We start from the raw sequence: 15,329 nt of genomic DNA, 5'->3' as shown, positions 1-15,329 counted from the left end.
CAGACTGTCCGGACGACCCGTCAGGCGGCGAACTCGATGTTCACGCGCCGGTTCTGCCGCCCCTTGTTTTCCACCTTGCGTACCGTCACCGGGCCGATCTCGCCCGTGCGCGCGACATGCGTGCCGCCGCAGGCCTGCAGGTCGAGCGGCCGGTCGACGCCCGCCACCTCGATCAGCCGCACGCGGCCGAGCCCCATCGGCGGTTTTACCGCCATGGTTTTCACCAGTTCGGGATTGCCGAGCAGTTCCTCGTCGGTGATCCAGCGTGCGGTGACCTTGTGGTCGGCCTGGATCAGCTCGTTCAGCTTCGCCGTCAGCGTCTCCTTGTCGGGGATGCTGTCGGCCATGTCGAAATCCAGCCGGCCCTTGCCGTCGCCGACCTGCCCGCCGGTGACCGGGAAGGGTACCAGCGCCGAGAGAAGGTGCAGGCAGGTATGCATGCGCATCAGGCGATGCCGCCGTGCCCAGTCGATTTCCAGCTTGCCATGGAGCCCGATCTTCAGCGCGGCGCTGCCATGACCCGGCTTGTGGATCACGCCTTCCGGCCCGTCGCCTTTCACCGTGTCGGTAATCTCGACGGTCTCGCCGTTCTCCAGCACGAAGCGGCCGATATCGCCGGGCTGACCGCCGCCCAGGGGATAGAAGACGGTCCGATCGGTCTGGAAGCCGCGCTCGTCAATGGCGGTAATCACCGCATCGCAATGGGTCAGGTAGGAATCGTCACGAAACAGAAGAGCAGTCATGATCAGGCCATCCAGGGCGGAACCGGCAGGTTCTTGCTGCGCAGGAATTCCGGATTGAACAGCTTGCTCTGATAGCGCGCACCGCCATCGGCCAGGATGGTCACGATGGTATGGCCCGGCCCCATCTGCCTGGCCAGCCGGATCGCCGCGGCGACGTTGATGCCGGTCGAGCCGCCAAGCACGAGGCCCTCATGCTGCAGCAGGTCGAAGACGACAGGCAGGGCTTCCTCGTCGGGAATCTGGAAGGCGTCATCGGGCGTGATGCCGTCGAGGTTGGCCGTGATGCGACCCTGGCCGATGCCCTCGGTGATCGAGCTGCCCTCGGCCTTGAGTTCGCCGTGCTTGTAATAGTGGTAGAGCGCCGCGCCCATCGGGTCGGCCAGCGCTACCCGGACCTTCGGATTGCGCTCCTTCAGGGCCATCAGCACGCCGGCAAAGGTGCCGCCCGAGCCGACCGCGCAGGTGAATCCATCCACCTTGCCGTCGGTCTGCTCCCAGATTTCCGGACCGGTAGTGCGGTAGTGCGCCTCGCGGTTCGCGATGTTGTCGAACTGGTTGGCCCAGATCGCGCCGTTGGGCTCGGTCTTGGCCAGTTCCTCGGCCAGCCGGCCGGAGTACTTCACGTAGTTGTTCGGATCCTTATAGGGCACCGCCGGCACCAGCCGGAGGTCGGCGCCGCAGAGGCGCAGAAAATCCTTCTTCTCCTGGCTCTGGGTGTCCGGCATCACGATCACGGTCCTGAAGCCCAGCGCATTGCCGACCAGCGCCAGCCCGATGCCGGTATTGCCGGCGGTGCCTTCGACGATGGTGCCCCCGGGGCGCAGGGCGCCGCGCTTGATCGCGTCCTGGACGATGTAGAGGGCCGCGCGGTCCTTGACCGAACCGCCGGGATTCATGAATTCGGCCTTGCCGTAGATTTCGCAGCCGGTCATTTCCGACGCCCGCCGGAGGCGGATCAGAGGGGTATTGCCGATGCTGTCGATGAAGTCTTTGCGGATCTGCATTGGATGGGTCTCAGGCTGAAACTCTCCCCCGGGCACCATCCTATACCGAGGGGGGGTTAGGGCTGCAACCCGCGCGGGTCGGCCCAGTTCTGCCGCAGCCGGTTCCGGTACAGGCCGAGCCAGAGCAGGCCGATGGTGGTGGGCGAGTTGGGCAGCTTGCCGGCCTCCCATTGCGCGAAAGCCTCCCGGAAGGGCAGGCTGAACACGCGAATATCCTCGTGCTCGTCCTTGAGGCCGTGAATGCCTGCAGCGTTCGAGGCATCCACCTGGGCGCAGAACATGTGGAACCGTTCACTGCAGAAACCGGGTGTGGAATAGACCATGTTGATTGGGATGAGCGGGCCGATCGCGTCCAGCCCGCTTTCCTCCTTCAGCTCGCGGCGGCAGACATCCTCGAGATCCTCGCCATCCTCGATCAGGCCGGCCACCACCTCGACCATCCAGGCGTTGTCGTTGTTGAAGAAGGCAGCGGCGCGGAACTGCTCGATCAGTACGATTTCGTCGCGCTTCGGATCATAGGGCAGCACGGTGACGGCATCGCGGCGCCAGATCACCTCGCGGCTGATCTCCTCGCTCATGCCGCCCGCGAAAAGGGCATGCCGCAGATGCAGTTCGTCGACCTTCAGATGGCCCCGGAAGGCGGCGTCCTGCCGGATCAGCTCCACCGGATAAGGCTGTTTCGTCACGTCTATCGGTGCACGCATGACTCGATCCCTTACTCTGCTGCAACGGCGGTGATGAAGCGGGCCTTGTCGCGACGCTGCCAACGATGGAGCGTCCAGTCGGCATGGGCGGCGGGCAGCGCGCGGCCGTCCGGCCCGTTTGCGGGAAGGAAGACGAAGGCGCGTCGCGGTGCGGATGTTCCGGCTGTGCCGCCCGCCGTGACGGGCAGGCGGCGGGCGCAGTACTCGCTACCCTCATAGGCTGCCAGCAGGGCGCCGTCTCCCGGCCTGGCGGCGAACAGCATGCCATCGACACGGTTGCCCGGCGCACGGATCAGCACCGGATAGGTCTGGCCTCTGGCCTGCTTGCGGCGGAAGCCGGAAAGCGTGGCCGGCCGGAGCTGCCGCGGGCTCGGCCGGTAGCCCAGAACGCGTTCGCGGATATCCGGATCGCACAGGGTGCCATAGAAGAAATAATGCATGTCCGGCGGGGCTTGTGACGTGCAGGGAAAACCGGCCGAAGGGTAGCGACCTCGGCAGGGCAGCGGCAAGGACCGGCAGGGATGCAGGCTGTGACCGATTTGGTCACAGCCTCAGCGGCCGGTCAGTTCGACATCGCGCTCCAGCAGCCGCAGGGCCAGCGACGCGGCCTGGGTGCGATTGAACACCTGCAGCTTGGAGAAGATCTGGCGCAGATGCGCCTTCACGGTGACTTCCTGCACGCCGAGGCGGAGGGCGATCGCCTTGTTGGAATCGCCCTGGCTGACCCATTTGAGCACCTCGCGCTCGCGATCGGTAAGGGCGGCAAGGCGGGGATCCGGTTCCTCCGCCGGTGCGCGTGCCGGCGGCAGCTCGGGCGCGCTCTGCTCCAGTTCCTGGCGCAGGCAGCGCAGCAGTTCGCGATCATCGGCCCCGGCCCGGGCCCGTTCGGCAAGATTGGCGAACTTGGCGGCCGCGACATAGCTCGGCAGGAAATCCTCATAAAGGCGCAGTGCCTTCACCACGGTAAGGATCATCGTCTGCTGCGTCAGGTCGGTTTTCTCGCGGTAGTCGTTGATGCCATGATTGGAAATCACGGTCAGGGGCGGGGCCTGACCGGCCTGACCGGTCCGGATCACAATCTGGACGCTGCGATTGCCGAGTTCATTGCGGATATAGTCGACCAGCGCCAGGCCGGCATGCTCGGTCTCCATCACCACGTCGAGCAGCACCAGGGCAATATCGGGATGCTCGCGCAGCAGGTCCTGCGCTTCGGCCGCGCTGAAGGCGCTGAGATACTCCAGACCGCGATCCCGATAGCGGAAATTGCGCAGCAGCAGCTTGGTCAGCGAGTGGACGTCCGGCTCGTCATCGACGATCAGTACCTTCCAGCTGGTGCGGTCTTCGCCCGGCTGGCCCCGATGGGAATCGGGATATTGTTCGTCCACAAACCTGATCGGATTATTCGACAATCCGGCAACCTCCATTGGCAGCAGTTTACCTGAACCGGCGTCGATCCGGAACAGGCGACCTTGGGCTAATCCCCCGTCATGGCCGTGCCTGCCGCCTCGTCCCGTGCCGACCCCATGCGGCCGAGCAGCGCTATGGCCATGAACGCTGCCGCTCCGGCGATCAGCGCGCAGATCAGCGATACGACGATGAAGCCTTCGGTGAAGGCATTGCGGGCGGCGGCAACGAGCGCGTCGCCTGCCGTGGCCGGAAGTTCGGAGGCGACCGTCAGGGCGCCGCCGAGAGTGCTGCGTGCGGCTTCCGCCGAGTCCGCCGGCAGGCCGGCCGGCACCGCATGCTCCATCCGGTTCCGGTAGATCGCGGCGAGAATGCTGCCGAGGATGGCAATGCCGAGCGCGCCGCCGAACTCCGAACTGGTTTCCGACAGGCCGGAGGCTGCACCGGCACGCTCGGGCGGGGCCGCCCCCATGATCAGATCCACCGTCAGGGTGAAAACCGGCGACAGGCCGAGGCAAAAGACCAGAAATCCGGCCATGAGCGCCGGCAGGCCGCCGGTCTCGCCGGCCAGGGCGAGCAGGGCAAACCCGAGTCCCGTGATGCCGAGGCTGGCGGCAACCACATGGACGTGCCGGATCCGCCTCACCAGGACGGGCGCGACCATGGAGCCGATGATGAACACGATTCCGGACGGTGCCGTCCACAGGCCGGCTTCCAGAGGTCCCATGCCGAGCACCATCTGCAGGTACTGGGCAAAGAAGAGGAAGGAGCCGAAGGCGACGAACACGCCAATAATGTTGATCGCCAGAGACGCGCTGAAGGCGGGATACCGGAACAGCCGCACATCGATCAGCGGATCGGCAAGCTTCCGCTGGCGCCGCACGAAGGCCCAGCCAATGAACAGCCCGGCGGCGATGACCGCAAGCGGCGGCCAGCCCGGACCATCCTCGGCAATCCATTTGAGGCCGTAGATGACCGGGAGGACGGAAAGCAGCGACAGCGCGGCACTGGCAATGTCGAGCCGCCCCGCATTGGGATCGCGGTATTCGGGCAGCAGGATCGGTGCCAGAACGAGCAGGAGCACCATGACGGGAACGGCAATCAGGAAGACGGAGCCCCAGTGGAAATAGGTCAGCAGTGCGCCGCCGATCAGCGGGCCGAGCGCGCCACCGGCCGAGAAGCTCGAAATCCAGATGCCGATGGCAAAGGTCCGTTCCCGCGGATCGGCAAACATGTTGCGGATCAGCGACAGCGTGGAGGGCGACAGTGTGGCCGCCGCGACGCCCAGCAGGGCGCGGGCAAAAATCAGCATCTCGGCGCTGCTCGCATAGGCGGCGAAGATCGAGGCGAAGCCGAAGGCAGTGGCGCCGATCATCAGCAGCTTGCGCCGGCCGATCCGGTCGCCAAGCGTACCCATGGTGATCAGCGAGCCGGCGACCAGAAAGCCGTAGATGTCGACGATCCACAGCATCTGGGCGCCGGTCGGCCCGAGATCCGCGCTGAGATGCGGCACCGCCAGGATCAGCACCGTGAGATCCATGGAGTAGAGCAGGCAGGGCAGGGCAAGCACTGCCAGCCCGATCCATTCGCGGCGGGTCGCCCTGGGAGGAATTGCTGGCGCAGTCATGGTGATTCGATCCGTCCGAGCGGGGAGATTACCGTCAGGACGCCGCAGCGCCATGACATCCGACACGAAAGAGGAGGGAAAAATTGCAGCCGTACAATATCTCGGGCCGGAACTGCGGATCAGAGCCGCCGGTAGCGGTTCAGCCAGTCCGTGGCCTGCGCGATCGGGACGGCATTCAGCCGGCAGACGACTGTCCGGCCGATCTTGGAGCGAGCGACGAGGCCGGCATCCTGCAGTACGCCGAGATGTTTCATCACCGCAGGTAGCGACATGTCGAAGGGCTGGGCGAGATCGCTGACGGTCAGGCTCTCGCATTCACTCAGTCGGGCAAGCATGGCACGGCGCGTCGGGTCGGACAGAGCGGCGAAAATTCGATCCAGCATGGGAAAACTTAACTGCCGGGTTAAGTGTGACGTGACACAACAACACTTCTAATGCCGCTGTCTGTACCGCGTGCCTTGTAAACGGGCGTTGTCACGATTTTCTAACGACATCGCACCGGTCGTGCTGAATAGGATCGCGACATCCGCTGAACGCCAAAGGGGGAATCACATGGCGCTGATCACCGGCACGAACGGCAACGAGGTTCTCACCGGTAGTCAGGCAGCGGATCAGATATTCGGACAGGCAGGCGCCGATACCATCTTTGGGCTGGACGGTGATGACCAGCTGCATGGTGAGGACGGCGACGATTCCCTCTTCGGCGGCGATGGTCGCGACTTCATCAATGGCGGCAACGGCAACGACATCGTGGATGGCGGCGCCGGCAATGACGAACTCTGGGCCCTGGCCGGCGACGATACGGTTTCGGGCGGCGAGGGGCATGACCGCCTCTTCGGCAATGACGGCAAGGACCGGCTGTTCGGCGGCAACGGCAACGATCATCTCGATGGTGGCACTGGCGACGACCAGCTTGTGGGCGATGGCGGCGATGACACGCTGTTCGGCGGCGACGGTCGCGATTTCGTCAATGGCGGTCACGGCAACGACCTGATCGACGGTGGTGCCGGCAATGACGAGCTATGGGGCCTGCCAGGAGACGATACCGTCCATGGCGGCCTCGGCGACGACCGCATCTTCGGCAATCAGGGGCGCGACCGGCTGTACGGGGACGACGGCTACGACCAGATAGATGGTGGTGATGATGATGATTTCATCGATGGCGGCGCCGGTTACGACAGGCTCTACGGCGGGAATGGCAATGACACGATCCTGACCGGCAGCGGCGTCGATGTCGCCTATGGCGGCGAAGGCGATGACGTGATCAACGGCGGGGGCTTCTGGGGCGACACCGGACGCAAGACCATGTATGGCGGTGGCGGCGGTGACATCCTCTACGGCAGCACCGGGGATGACCTGCTGTTCGGCAACGACGGCGATGACCACATCTTCGGCCTCGGCGGGAATGACCTGCTGGATGGCGGCGCCGGTGATGACGGACTCTGGGGCCATACCGGCAACGAAGTTTTCCGCGGCGGCGCCGGCAACGACACGTTCAGTTATCTCATCGGCTCGAATTTCGGCAACGACGTGATCGTTGATTTCCAGCGTGGCAGCGACGACATCTTCCTGTTCGGCAACTTTGCCAACGGCAATCTGGATACCAACCGGGACGGATTGCTGGATGCCGCCGACGATACGGTCGACATCAGCAGCGGGTCGATGGTGATCGATCTCGGTCTGGGAAGCGGCAGCATCGCCGGAATCGACTCGCTCACGGTCATTGGAATCACCTCGCTCGACGTCCAGGATTCCGGCCTGATCATCCTGACCTGAGGTCAGTGCAGCAGGGCAGCGCAGGCATCCAGCACCGCCGGCAGGCTGGCGAGGGTGGGGCCGCGCGCGGCGAGTTCGTCGGCGAAATCGGATGCCGCCTGTGCGGCTGTCGCATCACCGGCGATGACGCGCAGCGCGGCGGCGGCATGGCGCTGATCAAATTTGCCATGCGGTTTCATGGCCACGGCAACCCTGAGTCCCAGTGCCTCCCGGGCGTAGAGCGTCTGTTCGAAATGGCGCGGCACCAGCAGTTGCCGCCGGCCGATGGCAAGCGCGGTTTCCATCGTCGCCGGCCCGCCATGGTGGATCGTCAGCGCGGCGCCGGCGACGGCCGCAGGCAGGTCGACGGGGTTTTCATGTATCTGCAGGCCGCGGCGGCGCCATGACTCCCGCGCCGCGGCATCGGCGTCGCGCAGATAGATGCTGCCGCGCAGACCGCTGCGGGCAAGCGCTTCGATCACCATCGCGGTGCCGGCATAGTTCGCCGAGAGATAGGCGAAATAGTCGTCGGTAGCCTCGGCGACAGGCACGGACGGGGGCAGCGGATGCAGGGGCGAGGCCGACCGGCCCTCTCTCAGGACCGCGTAGGGATCCAGTTCAGGCAGCGTCGTGATGAAATGCCCCTGTGCCGACAGCAGGGCGGGCAGCGAAGGCAGGAAGGGCTGGCCGCGCCGCCGCTGGACGAGGGCGATGCTCGCCAGCAGCGTGTCTTCCCTCACCAGCGGATCCGCCTCGCGCAGCTTCGGAAACTGCGGCAGGTGCGACGGGGGCAGGGTGAAGCCGTTGCCGAGCAGCAGCAGCGCGCGGGCCGGATACAGCGTCAGGCAGAGCAGTGGTGCGAAATCGGCGATCACCAGATCCGGATTCAGCAGTGCCAGCAGGCTGTCCCAGGCGGCCAGCATCGCCTGCAGGCGCTCCGGGTCGTCGAAGCCCATGCCGGCGAGGATATCGCCATAGGCGGCAATGGTTCGGTCCTGCCAGGCCTCGCGCTGAAGCGGGACGACATAGGGCGCCTGCAGGATGGGGAAGCTGCTGCCGCCCAGAACCGGCCAGGTAGCGACGGGATCGCGCAGTGCAAACAGGCATTCATGCCCCCGGGCGGCAAGCTCGCGCGCCACGGCAAGCAGTCGGCGGGCATGGCCGAAGCCGTCGCCGAATTCATTGGCCAGGAGAATGCGCGCCATCTGGTCCGTCCGAGAGATCCCGAGCAGGAGCTAGTCCGCGATCCGGCAAGTCCAGATGATCCGAGGCGCAGAAAAATGCGGCTCCTCTGGCACTTCCTCGCCGCGCTGCGGTTGCTGGGGGACGGACGCAGAAGCGGAGACAGTCATGGCGCGCAACGGAGCGGACATTCTCGTCGACAGCCTGATCGCCTGGGGGGTGGACACCGTGTTCGGCCTGCCGGGAGACGGCATCAACGGCATCATGGAGGCCCTGCGGCAGCGGCAGGACAAAATCCGTTTCATCCAGGTGCGCCATGAGGAATCCGCCGCCTTCATGGCCGTCGGCTATGCGCGCTGGACCGGCAGGCTGGGCTGCTGTCTGGCAACCACCGGCCCCGGCGGCGTGCATCTCCTCAACGGCCTGTACGACGCCAAGGCTGACCGCGTGCCGGTCATCGCAATCACCGGCCTGCCTTATCACGATCTGACCGACACCTTCACGCAGCAGGATGTCGATCACACCCGGCTGTTCATGGACGTGGTGGACTATTCCGCCCGCATCATGGGGCCGGCGCATGTGGAGAATACCGTCAGCCTGGCCTGCCGCACCGCCCTGACGCGGCGTGGGGCCGCGCTGGTCTCGATCCCGATGGATGTGCAGGAGGAACCCGAGAACGCGACCCAGCCGTCCAGCCGCAACGTCGCGCACCACACCTCCTTCGCCAAGGCGGCGCCGGAGATGCATCCGACCCCGGAAGCGCTCGATCAGGCGGTGCAGGTGCTGAAGCAGGGGCGCCGGATCGCCATTCTTGCCGGGCAGGGTGCGCTCGGCGCGCGCGAGGAACTGATCGCGCTGGCCGAGAAGCTCGGGGCGCCGATCGTCAAGGCGCTGCTCGGCAAGGGCGTCGTGCCCGACGACCATCCTCTCAGCCTTGGCGGCATCGGGCTGCTCGGCACGCGCCCGGCGCAGGAGGCTTTCGAGGAATGCGACACGCTGCTGATCGCGGGCAGCACCTTTCCCTATATCGAATACTACCCGAAGCGGGGGCAGGCGCGCGGCGTGCAGATCGACATCGATCCGACGCGCATCGGCCTGCGCTTCCCCGTCGAGGTCGGGCTGGTTGCCGACGCGGCACTGGCGCTGGCCGCGCTGAACGGCCGGCTGAAGCGCCAGGCCGACCGCAGCTTCCTCGAATCCTGCCAGCGCAGCATGGCCGAATGGCGCGGCGTGCTGGACCGCGCCGCAGCCCGCACCGACACGCCGATGAAGCCGCAGCGCATCGCCCGCATCGTCGGCGAGCGGCTGGCCCCCGATGCGATCATCGCCGCCGATTCCGGTCACAATACCGGCCTCTTCGCGCGCTACATCGACATGCGTGCGGACCAGCTTTTCGCCGTGTCCGGCGCCATGGCGTCGATGGCCTGCGGATTGTGCTATGCGATCGCCGCCGCGCTCGCCTTTCCGAAGCGGCAGGTGGTGGCCTTCGTCGGCGACGGCGGGCTGTCCATGCTGCTCGGCGAGCTGGCCACCGTGGTGCGGTACCGGCTGCCGATCAAGATCGTGGTGATCAAGAACAACACGCTCGGGCAGATCAAGTGGGAGCAGATGATGTTCCTCGGCAATCCCGAGCATGAATGCGACCTGCAGCCGATCGACTTCGCCAAGGTGGCGGAGGCGATGGGCCTCCCCGGCTTCCGCATCGAGGATCCGCATCGCTGCGGCGAGATCGTGGATGAGGCCTTCGGGATCAGAGGGCCGGCGCTGATCGAGGCGGTGGTGGATCCGAATGAACCCTTCCTGCCGCCCAAGCGCAACGAGAAATACACGAAGAATCTCGAACACGCGCTGCAGCAGGGCACTGCCGGCGCCGCGGAGATCGGCCGCGCCCTGCAGGAAGAGCCGTCGCGGTTCTTCCTCAGGAACTGACCGGCAGATCTACTGGATTCGCGCCGTCAGGATTTTCAGTCCGGCGGCGCCGAAGGCGATGGCGAAGGCGCCTTCGAACCACCGGCGCAGGCGCATGTAGCCTCTCGCCATCGGCGCGCTGGAAAAGAGCAGGGCATAGCCTTGAAACACCAGCGCGCTCTGCACGGCGACGGCCAGAATGATCGCCGCCAGCGCGGTTGCCGGCACATGTCTATGGTCCGTGCTCGTTGAGCAGCCAGAGCAGATCGAGCGGCTGGAAGGGTTTGCGCAGCGTCGCCACAGCGCCGAACAGCTCGGCGGCCGGCAGATAATCGAGGCCGCCGAATGAATCGCTGCCCGAAATCGCGATCACCTTGAGGTCTGGCCGTTCCGCGCGCAGCTGACGGATCGTCTCCAGCCCGTCCTGTTCGGGCATCATGATGTCGGTGATCACCATGTCGAAGCCGCCGTCCGCCACCAGACCGGCGCCGATCCGGCCATTTTCGGCCAGCACAGCCTCGTGCCCGGCTGCAGCCAGGATCGCTTCGATTGTCCGAGCCATGCCCGGGTGATCTTCTATCACCAGCACCTTCATGGCTTCCTCCGCCCACAGAGTTGCAGATGGAGGGCCTACCTACAAGGGTAAATTTGCGCCCTTCCGCGCGGGAGGTTGCAGGGCGGCATGCGGACCCGCCGCAGTTGCAGCGGGTCCGCGCTGCGGGATCGCTCAGGTCAGCCAGTAGCCTTCGGTACCGGGATCGGTGATCGGCGCGATATCGAGGCTGGCGACATCGAGCACGGTGAGCCAGGCGCCGGGAGCGAGATCGATGGTCATGCTGCCAGCGGTGACGTTCACCTGGGCGTCGCTGGCATCGAGCACACCGTCGTCGTTGGTGTCGAGATCCATGACAAAGCCCCGGGTGTCGATCGTGATGCGATCCCCGCAGGTGAAATCGAGGATCGTATCCATGCCGGCGCCGTAGAAATCCTCGATGACGAATTCATCATTTCCGCGACCGCCATGGAGGTCGTCGCTTCCATGTCCGCCATGGAGGACATCATTGCCGGAGCCGCCCCGGAGCTGGTCATCGCCATCGCCGCCATGAAGCATGTCGTCGCCGGCATCGCCGAACGCCAGGTCGTTGCCGGCATCTCCGCTGACGAAATCGGCATCGGCACCGCCATGGAGAATATCGTCGCCGGAATTGCCGTAGAGCTGGTCGTTGCCGGCGCCGCCATTGAGCATGTCATGGCCGCCGATGGTATCCTCGGACATCTCCTCGGCATCGCCGTAGAGGATGTCATCGCCCGCGCCGCCGTTCAGCACGTCGTCGCCACCCTGGGCGGTTCCCTGCATCTCGCGGGCGTCGCCGTAGATGACATCGTCGCCGCTGCCGCCGCTGAGCGTATCGTTGCCGCCGCGGCCATTGCTGGGATATTCGTAATAGCCGCTGCCGAAGGTCGCGGCATCGCCGAAGATGAAGTCGTTGCCGGCGCCGCCCCTGATGACGTCGTTGCCGCCCACCGCGTCGCCGGTAATGCCGACATCCGGAATGTATACCGGCTCGGTGACATCGGGCGGCGGCGGCCGCGGCACGGCGCCGTTGGCAGCATCGCCGAAGAGGTAGTCGTCGCCGCTGCCCCCCGTGATGAAATCGTCGCCGCCGCGCGCATTGCCGGCGAGGCCCACCGCGTCGCCGACGACGATGTCATTGCCCGTGCCGCCGGCCAGGTGATCGTTCGAGCGCACGACATTGTAGTCCAGCGTGTCGCCGACCAGGAGGGGAGTGCCGTCCGGAGACGTGCCCCAGATCCGGAGCTCGACGTCGCCCGAGAGCAGGTCGTCACCGGCGCCGCCTTCCAGCCGGTCGTTGCTTATCTGCCCGAACAGGCGGTCGTTGCCGCCACGGCCGCGGATGACATCGTTGCCCGCCAGACCGTACATCTCGTCATCGGCGGCGGTGCCGTTCAGAATGTCGTTGCGGTTTGAGCCGGTGATCAGCGCCATGCTGCATCCTCCTTTGTGATGATCCCGCGATTGCTTGTCGGTGCCGGCCGTCGTCGGAGCGAAACCGGCCTGGCGGGTCTTCGGGCGCGCATTGAGGCGCCGTGTGCGGAGAGGCGTGCATCCGCGTCTTTTTATGAAGGAGGAATACTTGGCGAGATGACGTGCGCCGTCCTGTGACTTCGACGTGGTCCGCCCACGGAGCGAATAGGGGCGCGCGCATTGCTATCAGCCCTTGAGCGCACGGCAGCAGGCGGCGAACCGTGGGGTTCGGCCTGTTCGTCTGATCTGATTTTCGGAGAATGGCTCCCAGGGAGGGATTCGAACCCCCGACCGGGCGGTTAACAGCCGCCTGCTCTACCACTGAGCTACCTGGGATCAGTGCGGCGCGAAACCTACCCAGCCGGGGCGGTAACTGCAAGCCTCGTTGCCCAAAAATTTCGCCCCCTTCCGGGCGGCTTTTCCGTTGCCGGTCCGGATGTTAAGCAGGCTCAAACAGAGCGCATGGGGGAGGAGCCTGCGGCATGAAGATGGACAAGGGCGAACTGACCGCATTCCTGTACCGCGAGTTCCCGCAGATGCGGTCGATGGATATGCAGATCGAATCGTGGGACGGGCGGATGCTGCGTCTCGTCATGCCGATCGGCGAGCAGCATCTGCGGCCGGGCGGTACGGTTTCCGGCCCCACCATGATGACGCTGGCCGACTGCGCGGCCTATCTGCTGATCCTCGGCCTGATCGGCCCGGTGGCGCTCGCGGTCACCACCAACCTCAACATCAACTTCCTGCGCAAGCCCGGCGTCCACAGTCTCGCGGCCGAGGCCACCATGCTCAAGCTCGGCAAAAGCCTGGCTATCGCCGAGATCTCGCTGTTCTCCGAAGGGAGCGGCCAAGATCCGGTCGCCCATGCCGTGCTGACCTATTCGATACCACCACAGAAGACGCCGTCAGCATCGGCCTGAAGGCAACACTACTAAAAGTGGTGCGCGGCAATATTCCAACCAGTAGCGGGCCGATATTATTTTTACGTCAAGAACTGCGGCTAACTAAAAGCAGGCACGCAATTACTTTCTGGTATCTGCGTTTCCGATATCACCTATCTTTTCTTTCGATTTGAAAATGCCTAAGGTCATACGCTGATTTTGTTCACAATCAGCGCGAGTGACCAACGCCCCAGGCGACCCCCAGATTTCCCGCGCAGCGACGCGCATCGTCCTCGATGGTGGGATTCTTATCGAGATCAGGAGCAGACGGTGGATCAGGATTTTGTCAGCGTCATGGCGCATCTGCCCGATGCTGTGATCGCGGTCGGTAAGGATCAGTGCATCCTGTTCTTCAACAGGGCAGCGGAAACCACATTCCAGTACGAGGCGAGCGACGTCATAGGGCAGCCGCTGGATCTGCTGCTGCCGCAGGCTTTCCGGACGGTTCACCGCGAGTATGTCCGCATCTTCTTTGCTTCTGCCTCGCCGGCCCGCCACATGAACCACAGGCGTGTCGTCGAGGGCCTGCGCCGCGACGGCAGCACCTTCCCGGCGGAGACGACGCTGGTCAAAGGCCAGGGCTCGGACTCTCCCTGTGTCTACGCCATCGTGCGCGACATGTCGGCACACCGGGCGCGGGAGGCGGCGCTGGCCGCCTCGGAGCAGAGATACCGCGCGATCATGGAAGGCTGCCCCGATGCCATTCTGGTCGCTTCGGCCGAAACCGGCCGCCTGATCGAAGCCAACGAAGCGGCCGGAGAGCTCTTCGGCTGTTCCCCGCGGGAACTGATCGGCGTTCACCAGAGCGAGCTTCACCCGCCCGACCGCCGCGAAAAGTTCGTGCGTCATTTCCGCGAACATATCGAAGCGGGGCGCATCCTCGTGCCGCAGGGAGAGATCCAGAGCGCCGACGGCACAGTAAAGCCGGTCGAGATCGCCGCCCGTCCGGTATCGATCAACGGGCAGCTTACGGTGGTCGGCTTCTTCCGCGATATCACGCATCGTATCGAGCGGGAGCGGAAACTGGAGGAAGCCCTGCGCGCGGCCAGCGTGGCCAGCACCGCCAAGGCCATGTTCCTCGCCAATATGAGTCACGAATTGCGGACGCCGCTGAACAGCATCATCGGTTTTGCCGATCTGCTGGAGCGGGAGATCCACGGTCCCCATTCCGACAGGCGCTACAGCGAATATGCGGGTTACATCAGCAGCAGCGGCCATCACCTCCTGGAGCTCGTCAACGACGTGCTGAACATCTCGGCCATCGAGATGGGCAAGTACAAGCTGCAGGAGGAATGGCTGGACCTCACCGATATCATCGACGAATGCCGCACCATGCTGCGGCTGGGGCTGGAGCAGGCCGGCGTCGAACTCCGGGTGCTCGTCGAGCCGAATGCCGGGCTATACGCGGATCGGCGCAGCGTGAAGCAGATGCTGATCAATCTGCTCAGCAATGCGATCAAGCATACCGACAAGGGCGGCAGCATCACCGTCGACGCGGCGCGGACGGATGCCGGCGAGTTCGTCCTTCGCGTGGCCGATACCGGCCGCGGCATCGACGAAAAGCGCCTCAAGGCGATCGTCGAGCCGTTTGGCGTGTCGGAAAACATCTATACCCGGAGCAGGGGCGGCATCGGACTCGGCCTATCCATCACCAGGTCGCTGATGGAAATGCATGCCGGCCGCCTGTCGCTCGCCAGCCGGCCGGGGCATGGCTTCGAGGCACAGCTGGTATTTCCCGCCCATCGCGCCGAGCAGCCTGCCGGCGCCGCCGTTGGTTGATCGCCGCGCTTATGCCACCGGCTTGACAGGACAGTAATGTTCTGGTAATGTTCTCATACCAATTGCGGCACTGAAGTGGTTGCGTCCGGCGTCCGGCGTCCGGCGTCCGGAAGAGCGGTTTAACGCAGATAAGCAAATTTAAGCGGCGTTTAAGCTCCCAATAAGCGAAAGTCGCAGCAGTTAAGCTTCGGATAAGCCTGGACTGCCGATAACAGAACGGTCTGGAGGCATTTTC

The 15,329-nt window shown here is 64.9% G+C and carries 15 protein-coding genes and 1 tRNA gene; 4 read left to right on the top strand and 12 right to left on the bottom strand.

What is annotated here, in order from left to right; genetic code table 11:
* Positions 1–20: 20 nt before the first annotated feature.
* The 7 genes from VKZ87_RS08050 to VKZ87_RS08020 form a co-directional block, all read right to left on the bottom strand.
* On the bottom strand, positions 21–743 hold the full coding sequence (locus VKZ87_RS08050) for an alanyl-tRNA editing protein (protein WP_324220734.1): 723 nt from the start codon (positions 741–743) through the stop codon (positions 21–23).
* A 2-nt stretch (positions 744–745) separates the two neighbouring features.
* Positions 746–1,747 (bottom strand): cysteine synthase A, encoded by a 1,002-nt coding sequence (locus VKZ87_RS08045; RefSeq protein WP_324220733.1) that lies wholly within the window; start codon positions 1,745–1,747, stop codon positions 746–748.
* Between the two features lie 56 nt (positions 1,748–1,803).
* Positions 1,804–2,451, bottom strand: coding sequence for an NUDIX domain-containing protein (locus VKZ87_RS08040; protein ID WP_324220732.1), 648 nt, complete (start codon positions 2,449–2,451; stop codon positions 1,804–1,806).
* A gap of 11 nt (positions 2,452–2,462) precedes the next feature.
* Positions 2,463–2,891, bottom strand: a complete 429-nt coding sequence (locus tag VKZ87_RS08035; protein ID WP_324220731.1) for a gamma-glutamylcyclotransferase family protein — start codon at positions 2,889–2,891, stop codon at positions 2,463–2,465.
* Positions 2,892–3,002: 111 nt separating this feature from the next.
* Positions 3,003–3,860: a response regulator transcription factor gene (locus tag VKZ87_RS08030; RefSeq protein ID WP_324220730.1), complete on the bottom strand. Its 858-nt coding sequence runs from the start codon at positions 3,858–3,860 to the stop codon at positions 3,003–3,005.
* Between the two features lie 65 nt (positions 3,861–3,925).
* Positions 3,926–5,482 carry an MFS transporter gene (locus tag VKZ87_RS08025; protein WP_324220729.1) on the bottom strand — a complete coding sequence of 519 codons (1,557 nt, stop codon included), beginning with the start codon at positions 5,480–5,482 and terminating at the stop codon, positions 3,926–3,928.
* Between the two features lie 119 nt (positions 5,483–5,601).
* Positions 5,602–5,865 carry a metalloregulator ArsR/SmtB family transcription factor gene (locus VKZ87_RS08020; protein WP_324220728.1) on the bottom strand — a complete coding sequence of 88 codons (264 nt, stop codon included), beginning with the start codon at positions 5,863–5,865 and terminating at the stop codon, positions 5,602–5,604.
* A gap of 169 nt (positions 5,866–6,034) precedes the next feature.
* Here VKZ87_RS08020 and VKZ87_RS08015 point away from each other — a divergent pair, with 169 nt between their 5' ends.
* Positions 6,035–7,258 (top strand): calcium-binding protein, encoded by a 1,224-nt coding sequence (locus tag VKZ87_RS08015; protein ID WP_324220727.1) that lies wholly within the window; start codon positions 6,035–6,037, stop codon positions 7,256–7,258.
* A 2-nt stretch (positions 7,259–7,260) separates the two neighbouring features.
* On the opposite strand, the gene VKZ87_RS08010 is transcribed toward VKZ87_RS08015, so the two are convergent.
* On the bottom strand, positions 7,261–8,442 hold the full coding sequence (locus tag VKZ87_RS08010; protein ID WP_324220726.1) for a nucleotide disphospho-sugar-binding domain-containing protein: 1,182 nt from the start codon (positions 8,440–8,442) through the stop codon (positions 7,261–7,263).
* 145 nt (positions 8,443–8,587) lie between these two features.
* Between VKZ87_RS08010 and VKZ87_RS08005 the strand changes: the two genes are divergently transcribed.
* Positions 8,588–10,348, top strand: a complete 1,761-nt coding sequence (locus VKZ87_RS08005) for a thiamine pyrophosphate-dependent enzyme (protein ID WP_324220725.1) — start codon at positions 8,588–8,590, stop codon at positions 10,346–10,348.
* A gap of 9 nt (positions 10,349–10,357) precedes the next feature.
* On the opposite strand, the gene VKZ87_RS08000 is transcribed toward VKZ87_RS08005, so the two are convergent.
* The 4 genes from VKZ87_RS08000 to VKZ87_RS07985 form a co-directional block, all read right to left on the bottom strand.
* On the bottom strand, positions 10,358–10,555 hold the full coding sequence (locus tag VKZ87_RS08000) for a hypothetical protein (protein WP_324220724.1): 198 nt from the start codon (positions 10,553–10,555) through the stop codon (positions 10,358–10,360).
* A 4-nt stretch (positions 10,556–10,559) separates the two neighbouring features.
* Entirely contained in the window at positions 10,560–10,922 is a 363-nt protein-coding gene (locus VKZ87_RS07995) for a response regulator (RefSeq protein ID WP_324220723.1), read from the bottom strand.
* A gap of 132 nt (positions 10,923–11,054) precedes the next feature.
* Positions 11,055–12,335, bottom strand: a complete 1,281-nt coding sequence (locus tag VKZ87_RS07990) for a calcium-binding protein (RefSeq protein ID WP_324220722.1) — start codon at positions 12,333–12,335, stop codon at positions 11,055–11,057.
* A 300-nt stretch (positions 12,336–12,635) separates the two neighbouring features.
* Positions 12,636–12,710 (bottom strand) — tRNA-Asn (locus tag VKZ87_RS07985).
* A 146-nt stretch (positions 12,711–12,856) separates the two neighbouring features.
* Here VKZ87_RS07985 and VKZ87_RS07980 point away from each other — a divergent pair.
* Positions 12,857–13,294 carry a PaaI family thioesterase gene (locus VKZ87_RS07980; RefSeq protein WP_324220721.1) on the top strand — a complete coding sequence of 146 codons (438 nt, stop codon included), beginning with the start codon at positions 12,857–12,859 and terminating at the stop codon, positions 13,292–13,294.
* Between the two features lie 291 nt (positions 13,295–13,585).
* Positions 13,586–15,094 carry a PAS domain S-box protein gene (locus VKZ87_RS07975; RefSeq protein ID WP_324220720.1) on the top strand — a complete coding sequence of 503 codons (1,509 nt, stop codon included), beginning with the start codon at positions 13,586–13,588 and terminating at the stop codon, positions 15,092–15,094.
* The last annotated feature ends 235 nt before the right edge of the window (positions 15,095–15,329 follow it).

Source organism: Ferrovibrio sp., from assembly GCF_035304305.1.
Lineage (GTDB): Bacteria > Pseudomonadota > Alphaproteobacteria > Ferrovibrionales > Ferrovibrionaceae > Ferrovibrio.
Note: the sequence above shows the minus strand (reverse complement) of the source record. Positions and strands in the feature narration are given on the sequence as shown.